This is a genomic window from Psychrobacter sp. DM4 (assembly GCF_051307035.1).
Lineage (GTDB): Bacteria > Pseudomonadota > Gammaproteobacteria > Pseudomonadales > Moraxellaceae > Psychrobacter.
Map to the genome: position 1 here is coordinate 1551949 of NZ_CP195536.1, position 13907 is coordinate 1565855.

Below are 13907 nucleotides of genomic sequence, written 5' to 3' on the forward strand. Positions count from 1 at the left end.
CCTCAAAACTTAGGTGACTGTTGTCGACCGCCAACCGCCCTATTCCAACAAAGGACACTACTATGCAATATGTAGCACCATTACGTGACATGCAGTTTGTTATGCATGAGCTTTTAGACAGCACGACTCATTATCAAAAACTAGGCGAATATGCTCATATCGAAGCGGACATCGTCAATAGCTACCTAGAAACCGCAGCAAGTTTTGCTGAAAATGAATTGTCGCCTCTTAATCAAAGCGGTGATGCTGAAGGATGTCACTTTGAAAATGGTGAAGTCACTACGCCAAAAGGCTTTAAAGAAGCCTATAAGCAGTACTGCGAACTTGGTTTTACCTCTTTGACCGCAGAAGAAGAGTTTGGTGGTCAAAACATGCCCCTGTCACTTAATTCAGCAATTTCTGAATTTATGGGTACGGCTAACTGGTCATTTGGTATGTATCCTGGGTTGTCTGAGGGCTGTGTGGCTACTCTTGAGCATCATGGTACTGATGAGCAAAAGCAAAAGTACCTTCCAAGCCTCGTTGAAGGCATTTGGACGGGCGTTATGTGTTTGACTGAGCCTCAGTGCGGCTCTGATCTAAACTTAGTGCGCACCAAAGCTGAGCCTCAAGAGGATGGCAGCTACAGTATTAGAGGAAGCAAGATCTGGATATCAGCAGGCGAGCATGACATGTCTGACAATATCATTCATATCGTTCTAGCCCGCCTACCTAATGCCCCAGAGGGTACCAAAGGATTATCACTATTTGTTGTTCCTAAGTTTATGGTCAATGATGATGGTAGCGTTGGCAAGCGTAATGCTGTCACTTGCGGGTCCATTGAGCACAAAATGGGTATCAAAGCCTCAGCGACTTGTGTCATGAACTATGATGGCGCGACTGGGTTTTTGATCGGTGAAGAAAACCGTGGTCTGAACGTCATGTTCACCTTTATGAATGTCGCTCGTATCGGTACAGCTATTCAAGGTGTGACCGCCGCTCAGTTCGCTTTTCAAGGTGGCTTAGCATTCGCTAAAGATCGCTTGGCGTTTCGCTCTTTAGACGGTGCCAAAGCGCCAGAAAAACCAGCTGATCCCATTATCGTGCATCCTGCGGTTCGTGATATGTTACTAACGACCAAAGCCTTTGCTGAAGGTGGACGCGCCCTGATTGGTTATATGTCTCAGTTCGCTGATATCGTTGCTAAAGGCGAAGGCGAAGCGCAAGAATATGCCAATCAAATGTTGTCATTGTTGACTCCAATTGGTAAAGCGTTCTTGACTGAAACAGGTCTAGAGGCTGCAGGTCACGGCGTTCAAGTTATGGGCGGTAGCGGTTTTTGTACTGAGTATGGTCTAGAACAAAACGTTCGTGATTCAACGATCTCATGTATCTATGAAGGTACTACGCAGATTCAATCGCTTGACTTGATTGGCCGTAAAGTACTGGGCTCACAAGGCAAACTACTCGCCAACTTCACTAAAGTCATCCAAGACTTCTGTGATGCCAATAAAGACAACGCTGATATGGCGCAGTTCATTGAACCACTTGAGCAGCACATCGCACAATGGGGTGAGCTGACTACTGAGATTGGTAAGCAAGCTTCGGATAACCCAGAAGCTGTTGGTGCCGCTGCAGTTGATTACATGTACTTTAGCGGTTATGTGACCCAGGCCTACTTATGGGCACGTATGGCGCTTATTGCACAAACCCAAATCGCTGCTGGCAATAGTGAAAAAGCGTTTTATGACGCCAAAGTCAAAACGGCGCAGTTCTACTTTGCCAAGCTACTGCCGCGTACTTCAACCTACGCTCAGCGTATTGCGACAGGTAGTGAGCCGTATATGAGCATGGATGTCGAACAGTTCTCGTTTTAATTGATGCCTAGCACGTAATTAGTATATCAATGGTCGGCAATCTACTTCGGTAGATTGCCGATTTTTTTGATCTACGCCGCTGATATGACCCTTGAGCTTATTGAGGCTACTATGATGCTTCAAGCGAAATAATGCGCTTTTTATGAGTCGCTAATCCTATCTTTTGCTACTGGTATTGTTTATACAAGCGTAGAGGTAATAATTATAGTCCTTTGATCCATTAGCGCCAGCTGTCTTTACTAGCACTATCGCTATTGCAATGAACCTCATCACTACTCATAAGTATTTATTTAAGCAATACAAGACCCACTGATAACTTTTAGTGCACACACAATTCACGAACAAATACACAAGTTAATAGGTTAATTTGCTAAACTTTAGCAACTGATTGTTAAAGTGAAGTCAACAACATCATTGCTTACTTTAGCTCAATTAACTTTTATATCTACGAATCCAAGGAATGTTTATGTCTGTCTATAATGCCCCGCTTAACGATATGCGCTTCATCTTAACGGATGTATTCAAAGCTCATGAATTTTGGCAAAGTAATGACAGTTTGGCTCATGTTGACATGGAAACTGTCGATATGATTTTAGAAGAGATGGCGAAATTATCCAAAAACGTTCTACTGCCGATTAATCGTAGCGGTGATGAAGAAGGTGCTACTTTTGAAGGTGATGGTGTGGTTACAACGCCATCAGGTTTCAAGGACGCTTATAACCAGTACGCTGAATCAGGCTGGGTTGGTTTGAGTGGTAATCCTGAATATGGCGGTCAAGGTTTTCCAAAAATGGTCACTATGCTGACAGAAGAGATGATCTTTACAGCCAACCAGTCTTTTGCCCTCTACCCTAATCTAACGGTTGGTGCTACGCTTTGTATCAATGCTGCCGCATCTGATGAGCTCAAAGGGATTTATTTAGAGAAGATGTATGCCGGTGAGTGGTCAGGTACGATGTGCTTGACTGAGCCACATGCTGGTACCGATCTAGGTATTATTAAAACCAAAGCCGTTCCAAACGGTGATGGTAGCTATGATGTATCCGGTACTAAAATCTTTATTACTGGCGGTGAGCATGACTTAACCGATAACATCGTTCATCTAGTACTGGCCAAAACACCAGACGCACCAGAGGGCTCAAAAGGAATCTCATTGTTTGTCGTTCCTAAATTCTTGGTGAACAAAGATGGTAGTTTGGGTGAGCGTAATACGCTAGCAGTAGGTTCAATTGAGCACAAAATGGGCATAAAAGCTTCAGCAACTTGCGTTATGAACTTTGATAGTGCTAAGGGCTGGATGGTTGGCGCTGAAAACACGGGTCTATCCTCTATGTTCATCATGATGAACTATGAGCGCGTGACGATGGGTCTACAAGGTTTGGGCGGCTCTGAGCTTGCGTATCAAAACGCGGCAATTTATGCCAATGATCGTGGTCAAGGCCGTAGTGATACACAGCTTCAAAGCCCTGAAAAACCTGCTGATGCCATTATTCATCATGCTGACGTGCGTCGTATGTTATTGAATGCAAAGGCTAACTCTGAGGCGTCACGCTGTTTTGCTATGTATGTCGCCAAAAACTTAGATGCTGAAAAGTTCAGTAGTGATCCTGAAGTTGCAAAAGCAGCGGCATCTCGTGTTGCGTTACTAACTCCTGTCGCCAAAGCGTTTTTGACTGACAAAGCACTTGAGGCTACTGTTGATTGCCAGCAAGTATTCGGCGGTCATGGTTATGTACGCGAATGGGGTATGGAACAGATCGTTCGTGATACTCGTATTGCTCAGATCTATGAAGGTACTAACGGTATTCAAGCACTTGATTTGCTAGGTCGAAAGGTTGCTCGTAATAACGGTAAATATATCACTCATTTCTTAGGTGAGATTCGTGATTTTGTCAGTAGCATGCAAGCAGATCATGCGGTTAAGCAAGCCACACTAGACGCTGCTGATAAAATAGAAGCTTTAACTCAAACCGTATTAGCCAATATTGGTGAGCGCAAAAGTGAGATTAATGGCTGTGCGGTTGACTACATGCATGCCTTTGGTTACTTGTGCTACTCTTATATGTTTGCGATGATGGTTGAAGCTGCTGACGGTAAAGAAGGTGAGTTTTACACTAATAAAGCAAAACTTGCTGATTATTTTGTTGGTCGTATCTTGCCGCGTATTGATGCTCATGCTCAGATGGTCGAAGCTGGTAGTGCACCAATGATGAACTTTGATTTAGATTACTTCAATGTCGCTACTAGCTAGTATTGACTAAGTAGTGAGTACTCGTAAATAATAAAAGGATGGTTCTAGCGACTGTCCTTTTTTTTGTCTAAAACCGCCTTTAAAAATACTTATTTGCTAACAAAATAATGCAATTTACCAGTCAACTTCGCATTAAAATAGTGATAATAATTCACTCACACTCCTATTTTTTTAAAAAGGCTTTAATGTGTCAGAGATAAAACGCATTTTACAGCAGATTACCGCTTTGAGTGATGTACCTGAGCCCTCGATACTTAAGCGCTTGATAGATGAGCTACGCGTGACTGATAAGGAGCCGGCACTTGCCAATCAAAACATTCAAACCCTTATCGATATTCTAAGACAGCACCCAGAATATAGTGATGGTCTTGCCAGCTTTGTGCTTAAGCTTATCATCGAATACCGTCAGATTGCGCTATATACTGATACTGGTATTATGTCGGATCAAGGATTTTTTAGTAGCTTTAGACGCTTGGTAGGTCATAGGTTTTTGCCGATATTACCGCAAGACGATTCTGTCGTTGAATTGGTCGGCTATCTGTTCGATAAGCGTACCGATGAGCGCTGGCTTGCAAATATCGATAAAGAGAAGTGGGACATACTCGTTGAGCTACTCAAAGTCAAAGACAATCATCTTAACCTTGTCGCTACGGTAAAGAACAGTATCTTAAACGCTATTATCATTCTCTCATATCGAGTCACTGGCATCGGTCTACACCCTGATCTCATGGAAGCTTACCCACAGATCTTAAACTATTCAGCATCCTTTGTTGCACAAAACCAAGAGGCGGTATTGTTCGTCAATCAATATCGGCAAGCACATGAACTTGATACCTTAACTGATACTACTCCTGAAAAGGCTGTCGATCCTGCGCCGCTACTCGTTATGTTAGAGCAATGCGAGGATATAGTAGCAACAGTGCGCAAACGTATATACAAGACGGGGATATCTATTCGTCTAACCAACATGATGCTACGCTTGGATCAGAGCCTGGCTCGTATACGTGTCTTGACTGAACTGGTCACTAATGACCTTGAAAAACGCGATCGCGCGATTATCAATCTGATTCAAACTATCATCACGACAGCAAATCAGCGCTATAGTATCGGCTACTTGATCGATAATAATACCAAACTCCTCTCTCGCAAAGTCACTGAGAATGCCAGCCGCGTTGGTGAACACTATATTAGCACTGACAAAACCGGCTATCGCAAGATGTTCAAAAAGGCCTCCATCGGTGGGTTTATTATTGCCTTTATGGCCACCCTAAAGATTTTGGCTTATCACTTGGCGCTCGCTCCCATGGGACGCGCCTTTATCAATAGTATGATCTATGGTTTGGGCTTTGTTTTTATTCACATTGTTCACGGTACGGTTGCCACCAAGCAGCCAGCGATGACGGCGGCTGCCATCGCCTCAACGATCTCAGATGGCTCGGGCAAAAAGTCTCATCAACTGACCAAACTATCTGAATTGGTCGTCGATATTTTGCGTACGCAGTTCATCGCTATTATGGGCAACGTGTTGCTTGCGATACCAGTAGCACTCATCATCTCATTCGCTTGGTTGCAATATACGGGCGTGTCAATGATAGACACCGAAAAAGCGGAACACCTGCTCCATGATCTTAATCCGTTTACTTCGCTTGCTCTGCCTCATGCGGCTATCGCTGGTGTGTATCTGTTCTTATCTGGTCTCATCGCAGGCTACTATGACAATTTGGCGGTCTACAATAATATTGGCGCGCGCATCCGCCGTCATCGATTACTACAGTTTTTATTGCCTAAAACTTGGCTGAGTCGCTTGGGCGGATTTATAGAGGCGAACTTGGGCGCTATTATGGGTAACTTCTTATTCGGGGTATTCTTAGGAAGTACAGCGACTATCGGTTATTTATTTGGCTTGCCCTTAGACATCCGCCACATTGCCTTTGCCTCAGCGAACTTCGCTCACGGTATATTCAATGTGTCAGCTGATGATATCAGTTGGAGCGTAATCTTTTTATCGATACTTGGCGTTGCGCTCATCGGTATTGTCAATTTGATGGTTAGCTTCTCGTTAGCGCTTTTTGTGGCTCTGCGCTCAAAAGAAGTACGGTTTTTTGAATGGGGTCGCCTAACCAAGCTGATTTTTGGTCATATTATCAGTCATCCTTCAGACTTTTTTTGGCCACGCCAAAAACCTATGCAGTACGCGCGTATTGATAGCCAAGGTCATATGATTTTTGAAGACCTCTCTGGTCAAAACGGTGGTAAAGCTCTACCAAGCAACTATGTGATCAGACGCTTATCCGATGTCAAAATACTGCCCAAGTCTATGAAAGTTGCGAGCAAAGATAAGTCATCCATGAGTGATATTAATTACGACGCTCAAGGGCAAGACAATACTACTGATCACAGTATCAGCGATAATAATAATCAAAATGAAGTCTGGACTGCGCATACTGCCGCTATCAATACATCACCCAAAAAAGTCGTTGATCTCGATGACGGTTTATTCGATGAAGATCTAAATGGCGTTCCCTATACTGATGATATCCAGTATGACAAACAAACAAAAACGCTAGGTTCTACTCAACAGACAGACGATGAAGCTCTAGCTGATCCCAAAATGCCATTACCAAAACCAAAAAAACCACCTAAACTACCGTAGTAATTTCGTGGCTTGCCTGTACATACAACTATAAAAAGAGTCTGATATCTAAGTGTTGAGCAGCTTAGTATAAGACCCTTTTTTTAGTAATAACTATTGTGGCGCTGGACACTGAGCGCTTGAGCGTATCATCTGAGCATCCTGTAATCGGTATGCCAATAATGCATTACCCCAGACACAGCCACCATCTAATGCTCGAGCGTGAGGCAAATCGACCTCACCCTGTAAGGCAGCCCAATGCCCAAATAGTATCTTGCGGGTACGCGTAACTTGCCAGTTAAACCAAGGCGCATAACCCTCTGGCATCGACTCATCTAGGCTAGCCGTGAAACTAAATTCAAGCGTGCCATCTTCGGTGCATAAACGCATACGCGTAAAGTAATTAGTAATAGCGCGCATCTTGGTGAAGCCATGAATACCCGTATGCCAATCGTCCGCAACTTTGCTATATAAATGCGGCAGTAGTCGATCTAATTGTTCAAGACTACCCTTTAGCTGAGCTTCTAGTTGCTTGGCATAACCTTCAGCTACGGCTATTGTCCAGTGCGGCGGAATGCCAGCATGCACCAGTACCGTATGCTCATCAGGATAAAGCAGTAGTGGCTGATGACGTAGCCAGCCCAATAGCTCATCGCAGTCGTCTGCTTCAAATATAGGAGCGGTCTTATCTTTTTTCTTAAGTTTAGCCGCGCTACGCCAAACCGCGATCAAATTGATATCGTGATTGCCGAGTACGGTAGCCGCTGCGCCCTGCTCACAAAGCGTTTTGATATGGCGCAAAGTGCTCAGTGAATCCTCACCGCGTGCCACCAAATCACCTGCAAACCACAACTTGTCTTGTTTGGGATCAAAATCTAACTTTTTAAGTAATTGCAAAAACGCGGCGTGGCAACCTTGCAAGTCACCGATGACATACTGATGGCGAAAGCTCATAGATCCTCAATTTAATAAAATTCTAACCCTTTAAAACTTTATCTTCATGCCTCAACGCGCTTAGCTTGGTTGCTCAGATTCACAAAATCACTAACACTCAAAGTTTCAGGTCGCGCTTGCGGATCAATATGACAAATAGCAAAGTCATCTTCGCTTAGAGTCGGTAGCAATGTTGATTTTTTGAAAATAGCCCGCAAGGTTTTGCGGCGGTGATTAAAGGTCTCTCGTACTACGATGGCGAAGTATTCTTCGTCTTCAGCGACTACTGGTTTAGTAATATGCGGCGTTAAGCGAAAAACAGCACTTGTGACCTTAGGCGGTGGATTGAAAGCGCCGCGCGGTACAGTGAGCAGATAATCAGTCTCACAGTGATATTGCATAATCACTGACAGTCGGCCGTAAGTTTTGTTACCGACATCAGCGGTAATGCGCTCAACCACTTCTTTTTGCAGCATAAAGTGCATATCTTGAATGACATCAGCGAAGTCCAATAAATAAAACAATATGGGCGTCGAGATGTTATAAGGTAAGTTCCCCACCACTCGCAGTTTGCCGCGCTCTTCATTATATAGCTCACGGTAATCGACGTGCATAGCGTTGGCTTTTATTATCGTAAAGTTAGGATGACTGTTAGCACCGATACGGATACGTAAGCTATCTGCTAAATCTCGATCCAACTCAACCACAGTCATTGCATCGACCTCGCTTAATAACGGCTCAGTCAAGGCGCCCATACCAGGTCCAATCTCAATCAGATTGTCATCACGCTCCAAGCGAATACTATCAACGATTTGGCGAATAATACTACCATCATGCAAAAAGTTCTGCCCAAAACGCTTACGCGGCTGATGCTTGACTGTTTTTAGACTAGCGGCTAGTGTTTCGGCATTGAACGCGCTTTTTGACATAAATCATTCTTATTCTAATAAAGGACGAGACAAATTATATCATAGCTAATAATGAACCACTGACTTTCAACACTACCTTCCAAAATAACTAGGAGCTCGTTTGTGCTTCTACTATTATCATATAATTTCTTACTAGCATCACATAATTGCGCGCTAGGTAATAACTTTACGAAGTGATGACTTTAATAAATGATGGTTTTATGATGTATAGACGAGCTAAAAAGCCAGAGTGCGTTCACTCTACCTCAGATTTATCTGCCATCTCGTTTGCCATAACCAGTGCCTGATAAAGGCTGGTTGCACTAGCGCCGCCGCGCCCTGCCAAATCAAGTGCCGTACCATGATCAACCGAAGTGCGAATGTAAGGCAGACCGAGCGTTAAATTCACCGTATCACCGAAGCCGTGTGATTTTAGCACTGGCAATCCTTGATCATGATACATAGCAATGACCGCATCGCAATTTGCTAGATGCCTTGGAGTAAATAGCGTGTCTGCTGGCATAGCTTCAGAGATATTAACGCCTTTGGTGATGAATTCTTGTAAGACAGGATTGATAATATCACGCTCCTCAAGCCCTAAGTGACCGCCCTCGCCCGCGTGTGGATTGAGACCGCAAACTAAAATACGCGGCGCGTCCAGACCGAACTTAGTACGCATATCATCAAGGACGATCTGTACTGTTTGTCGTACATTGTCCTGAGTAATAGCTGTAGGGACGTCTCTAAGCGCTAAATGAGTCGTCACTAGAGCAACTTTCATCGCAGGATTGGCAAGCATCATTACCACTTTATCACGATGACTTTGTTGCATAAAAAACTCAGTGTGCCCGCTAAACATCGTGCCATCTAATAGCTTGATATCGGCATCGATCAACGCTGACTTTTGCAAGGATCCTGTGATGATAGCAGCAACCGTTTTGTCTGCTGCCAGTTGATGCGCAAGCTCCAACTGCTTAGCAACCATAGCCGCGTTTTTTATCTCTATCTGACCTGCAACAACGGGTTTAGCACAAGGCGTATCTAATAACAAAAACGCGTCACTTGCCAAATCAATGTTATTTATATCGTCAGTTAGCGATAAAGAGGAATCGATAGATTGCCATTTAGGAGCAGTTTTTAGGACGCCTGCCGATACTAGAGCATCAGCGCGCGCTTGCATGGCTTGTTTGTCAGCGGTCACCCAGATAGGTCGTGCAAACTCTTGTAATTGACCTTGCGCAGCTAGTATCAGTAGGACGTCCATACCTATGCCCGCAGGCTCACCTGTTGTTATTAATAGCGGTTTATTTTGCATAGCAATACAGTCCTATTTGTTTTATAAGTATCTGATTTCATTTAAATAATATTTTAATTATTATAAAAGTTTTATACGTATTAAGTGATTATATAATGATTAAGTTATGCAGATAATTTTTTATCTTAACCTTAAAGCATTCTCATAATGTGCTAGACTTTCGCATTCGATTGTAGCATTAATTAGTCAGTCATCAAGGCAGGATATCGCGCTTTTATCCCTTGGATAATAACGACAACTGACCTTGAATCTTTGATTTAAAACATAAAAACTAGGTACTCATGGCAGACACCGAAAAAACAGACGACTTACTGAATCAGACGCCGCCGCATAATATCGATATTGAAAAGGCACTGCTCGCATCGTTAATGAGCATTGAGGAGGCGTACGAAAAAATAGCCGATATCGTCACCAAAGACGACTTTTATGCAGGACGTCATCAGCACATCTTTGCAGGTATTGCGCATCTGGCAGCAGTTAATGAGCCGTATGATACGGTAATGGTGCATGATTGGTTAGAGGCGCAAAAGCTACTCAAATCAGCAGGCGGTGATAGCTATCTGGCAGATATTTTGAGTCAAAGCCCTGCAACATTATTTAACCTAACGGCGTATGCGCAGCGAGTGCGTGAGCTCTCAACTTTACGTCAGCTCATTACGACTGGCAATGATATGCTGACTCTCGCCTACAATCCAAAAGACCAAACGGTCAGTGACATCTTGGACAATGTCGAGGCCAAGATATTTAGTATCAATGAGCAACACAATAAGCGAGCTGAGCAGCGCGGCCCTGTTGGCATTACCTCAGTATTAACCAACGTGATTGACAAAATCCAAGAGCTCAAATCTAACCCTGATGGCATGATTGGATTGCAAACGCCCTTTGCAGAACTCAATAATAAAACCCAAGGTTTACAAGCTGGAGATTTGGTTATCGTCGCCGCGCGTCCGTCTATGGGTAAGACGACCTTTGCCATGAACTTAGCAGAAGGCGTATTGTTCAATGAGGATTTACCAGTAGTCGTATTTTCGATGGAGATGCCTGCAGAATCTATCGTTATGCGGCTGCTGTCCTCATGGGGCGCGATCAATCAGACCCATCTGCGCTCAGGGCAAATGAACGAGGATGAATGGGCGAAGATGATGAACGCCATTCAGCACTTGCAGTCCAAGCATTTATATATTGATGACAGCACTGCGCTACCACCATCAGAGATGCGCTCACGTTGTCGCCGTATCGCTAAAAACCATGATGGCAAGCTTGGCGCTATCATCGTTGATTATCTTCAGTTGATGAAAGTACCCAACCTTGATGGTAACCGCGTTGGCGAGATCTCTGAGATCTCTCGCAGTCTCAAAGCTCTAGCGCGTGAGCTTGAATGCCCAGTCATCGCTTTGTCCCAGCTTAACCGTAGTCTTGAGAATCGTCCTAACAAGCGCCCTATTATGTCTGATTTGCGTGAGTCAGGCGCAATCGAGCAGGATGCTGATTTGATCATGTTTATCTACCGTGATGAGGTCTACAACGAAAACACTGATCATAAAGGCGTCGCTGAGGTCATCATCGGTAAACAGCGTAACGGGCCTATCGGTACGATACGTCTGGCTTTTGAAGGCCAGTTCACCCGCTTTACCAATTTGACACCTGAGTATTATCAAGGCGCCACCTTTGACGACGAATAAATCGACCCATATTTAGAGTACTCTTGATCGAAACACTTATATAGATGCTAATTCACAAGGCAAATTATGCGCACTGCTACCGTCACGATTAACCCGCAAGCCATGACTCATAATCTGATGCAAGTCAAAAAGCGTGCACCCAATGCTAAAGTGCTGGCGATGGTAAAAGCCAATGCCTATGGTCATGGCGTAGCAGCGGTATTGCCTGCACTAGTGCTAGCGGATGCTATTGGAGTGGCAAGCTTTACCGAAGCATTAGAAGCAAGACATTTGGGCTGGGATAAAGCTATCGGATTGGTTGAAGGTGTGTTTAGTGCAGATGAGTGGCAGCAAGCTATCGATAACGGGTGTAGCTGCGTCATTCACCATGCGCCGCAGTTAGAGTGGGCGCTCGAATGTATTCCAGCAGTGGACAGCCCAGTGCGAACCGTTTGGCTCAAATACAATACCGGTATGAACCGCTTAGGGTTTGATGAGCAAGGTGTCGTTAGCGCCGCCAAACGTCTACATGGTGCAGGCTATGCGCTTATCCTGACGACGCATTTTGCCAATGCTGATGACCGCGAGCATCCTTTAACGTCAACTCAAATACAGCGCTTCAACGATATCTTTGCTATCTTACAAAGAGATGTCGATAAAAATATCAAAGCATCCCTATGCAATTCAGCGGGTATTGTCAACTATCCTGATAGTCACTGCGATTGGGTGCGACCAGGAATCATGTTGTATGGCAGCTCGCCTGTCACCGATCAGTCTGCCAGTGAGTTGAATTTGCAAGCCGTCATGGACTTTAGCGCGCAAATTATGGCGTTTCAAACCGTCAAGCAAGGCGCGACTATCGGCTATGGCAGTCGCTGGAGTGCTGAAGAGGACACCAGAACCGCGCTTGTGAGTGTCGGTTATGGCGATGGCTATCCGCGAGTTGTCAATAATGACGCTCATGTGAATGTCGTCGATGCTTTGACAAAAGACAGTTATACCTGTCCTGTGATAGGACGAGTGGCGATGGATATGCTAGTCATAGATGTCAGTAGTACGCCGATTGATCTTGCACTAGATAGTGAGGTGATACTTTGGGGCGCGGCTTTGCCTGTCGATGACGTCGCGCAACATGCAGGTACGATAAGCTATGAGCTACTGTGCCGCCTAAGCAATCGTCCTCTGCGAGTGATTGTCTAAATCGATTATTCTTACAAAATGTTAACGCTTATGTCTAAGTAATGGCACAAAATTTTATACTAGTAAAAACCTTTAGTGTAAGATTCTAAACGAATCGCCTGACCGAAATTTGGCATTTACATTAAAGGGAATTCAGCTATACTAAAAGTTTGTTGTCACCCGCGCATACTCTTTTGTGCGATAGGATTGAGGGCGGATAACATTTTATTGATTTGCTAGGATTGCTATGAGTTTGCGCCATTTTTTGACCTTGTCTGATTTAACCCGTACCGAACTTCAAGACCTTATCAAACGTGCCAGCGAGCTGCGCAAAATGCAGCATGCAGGCGAGATCTATCAGCCTTTTGTCGGTCGTACGCTTGGCATGATATTTGAGAAATCATCGACCCGTACCCGTATCTCTTTTGAGACTGGTATGGGACAGTTTGGTGGTAGCGCGATATTTTTGTCGCCCAATGACACACAGCTTGGTCGCGGTGAACCTTTAGAGGACTCAGCACGCGTCATATCCAGTATGGTCGATATTATTATGATACGTACCTTTGGTCACGAAAAGGTTGAGATTTTTGCTGAGTATTCAAGCGTTCCTATTATCAATGCTTTAACCGATGACTTTCATCCCTGCCAGCTCTTAGCTGACATGCAAACCTACTACGAGCATCGCGGTAGTATCGAGAACAAAATCGTTACTTGGGTTGGGGATGGCAATAATATGTGTGCCTCCTTTATGCAAGCAGCGCATCAGTTTGGTTTTGAGCTACGTGTCGCTGCACCTTATGGGTTTGAGCCAAATACAGAACTAATGAAGCGCTTTTCGCACTGCGTAAGTTTGGTTGAAAATGTGCAAGATGCCGCTAAAGACTCCAACCTTATCGTCACTGATGTTTGGGCTAGCATGGGTCAAGAGTCGGAGCAAAATACGCGCGCGCGCCGTTTTGCACCTTATCAAGTCACGCCGTCCTTGCTCGACAAAGCTGATCCTGACGTCGTCTTTATGCACTGCTTGCCGGCGCATCGTGGCGAGGAGATCTCGCATGACATGCTAGATGATCCGCGCTCAGTGGTTTGGGATGAAGCTGAAAACCGCTTGTACGCGCAAAAGGCATTAATAGAGTTTTTACTTGAAGATAAAATCAAATTATCAGTTTAAT

9 protein-coding genes are annotated in these 13907 nt (G+C 44.5%); 6 read left to right on the top strand and 3 right to left on the bottom strand.

Annotated features, from left to right (window positions below):
• Window positions 1-62: 62 nt before the first annotated feature.
• The 3 genes from ACR64G_RS06565 (at window position 63) to ACR64G_RS06575 (ending at window position 6760) form a co-directional block, all read left to right on the top strand.
• Complete coding sequence (locus ACR64G_RS06565) at window positions 63-1856, top strand: acyl-CoA dehydrogenase C-terminal domain-containing protein (protein WP_435978521.1); 1794 nt, start codon at window positions 63-65, stop codon at window positions 1854-1856.
• Window positions 1857-2322: 466 nt separating this feature from the next.
• Entirely contained in the window at window positions 2323-4107 is a 1785-nt protein-coding gene (locus tag ACR64G_RS06570; RefSeq protein ID WP_435978522.1) for an acyl-CoA dehydrogenase C-terminal domain-containing protein, read from the top strand.
• 187 nt (window positions 4108-4294) lie between these two features.
• Window positions 4295-6760, top strand: coding sequence for a site-specific recombinase (locus ACR64G_RS06575; RefSeq protein WP_435978523.1), 2466 nt, complete (start codon window positions 4295-4297; stop codon window positions 6758-6760).
• A 93-nt stretch (window positions 6761-6853) separates the two neighbouring features.
• Here ACR64G_RS06575 and ACR64G_RS06580 read toward each other — a convergent pair whose 3' ends face one another.
• The 3 genes from ACR64G_RS06580 to pdxA all read right to left on the bottom strand — a co-directional run bounded on the left by ACR64G_RS06580 (window position 6854) and on the right by pdxA (window position 9895).
• A complete protein-coding gene (locus tag ACR64G_RS06580; protein WP_435978524.1) occupies window positions 6854-7693 on the bottom strand; it encodes a symmetrical bis(5'-nucleosyl)-tetraphosphatase in 840 nt (279 codons plus the stop codon).
• A gap of 44 nt (window positions 7694-7737) precedes the next feature.
• Window positions 7738-8601, bottom strand: a complete 864-nt coding sequence (rsmA, locus tag ACR64G_RS06585; RefSeq protein WP_435978525.1) for a 16S rRNA (adenine(1518)-N(6)/adenine(1519)-N(6))-dimethyltransferase RsmA — start codon at window positions 8599-8601, stop codon at window positions 7738-7740.
• Between the two features lie 235 nt (window positions 8602-8836).
• On the bottom strand, window positions 8837-9895 hold the full coding sequence (gene pdxA, locus ACR64G_RS06590; RefSeq protein ID WP_435978526.1) for a 4-hydroxythreonine-4-phosphate dehydrogenase PdxA: 1059 nt from the start codon (window positions 9893-9895) through the stop codon (window positions 8837-8839).
• 281 nt (window positions 9896-10176) lie between these two features.
• Here pdxA and dnaB point away from each other — a divergent pair, with 281 nt between their 5' ends.
• The 3 genes from dnaB to argF all read left to right on the top strand — a co-directional run bounded on the left by dnaB (window position 10177) and on the right by argF (window position 13906).
• On the top strand, window positions 10177-11577 hold the full coding sequence (gene dnaB, locus ACR64G_RS06595; RefSeq protein WP_435978527.1) for a replicative DNA helicase: 1401 nt from the start codon (window positions 10177-10179) through the stop codon (window positions 11575-11577).
• Window positions 11578-11643: 66 nt separating this feature from the next.
• Window positions 11644-12756 (top strand): alanine racemase, encoded by a 1113-nt coding sequence (gene alr / locus ACR64G_RS06600; RefSeq protein WP_435978528.1) that lies wholly within the window; start codon window positions 11644-11646, stop codon window positions 12754-12756.
• 226 nt (window positions 12757-12982) lie between these two features.
• A complete protein-coding gene (argF, locus tag ACR64G_RS06605) occupies window positions 12983-13906 on the top strand; it encodes an ornithine carbamoyltransferase (RefSeq protein ID WP_435978529.1) in 924 nt (307 codons plus the stop codon).
• Window position 13907: the final 1 nt, after the last annotated feature.

What these genes read in the sequence shown, in the direction of transcription:
- ACR64G_RS06580 (WP_435978524.1), bottom strand. Translation starts at nt 7,693, where the DNA reads ATGAGCTTTCGCCATCAGTATGTCATCGGTGACTTGCAAGGTTGCCAC.
- pdxA (WP_435978526.1), bottom strand. Translation starts at nt 9,895, where the DNA reads ATGCAAAATAAACCGCTATTAATAACAACAGGTGAGCCTGCGGGCATA.
- alr (WP_435978528.1), top strand. Translation starts at nt 11,644, where the DNA reads ATGCGCACTGCTACCGTCACGATTAACCCGCAAGCCATGACTCATAAT.
- ACR64G_RS06565 (WP_435978521.1), top strand. Translation starts at nt 63, where the DNA reads ATGCAATATGTAGCACCATTACGTGACATGCAGTTTGTTATGCATGAG.
- ACR64G_RS06570 (WP_435978522.1), top strand. Translation starts at nt 2,323, where the DNA reads ATGTCTGTCTATAATGCCCCGCTTAACGATATGCGCTTCATCTTAACG.
- dnaB (WP_435978527.1), top strand. Translation starts at nt 10,177, where the DNA reads ATGGCAGACACCGAAAAAACAGACGACTTACTGAATCAGACGCCGCCG.
- argF (WP_435978529.1), top strand. Translation starts at nt 12,983, where the DNA reads ATGAGTTTGCGCCATTTTTTGACCTTGTCTGATTTAACCCGTACCGAA.
- rsmA (WP_435978525.1), bottom strand. Translation starts at nt 8,601, where the DNA reads ATGTCAAAAAGCGCGTTCAATGCCGAAACACTAGCCGCTAGTCTAAAA.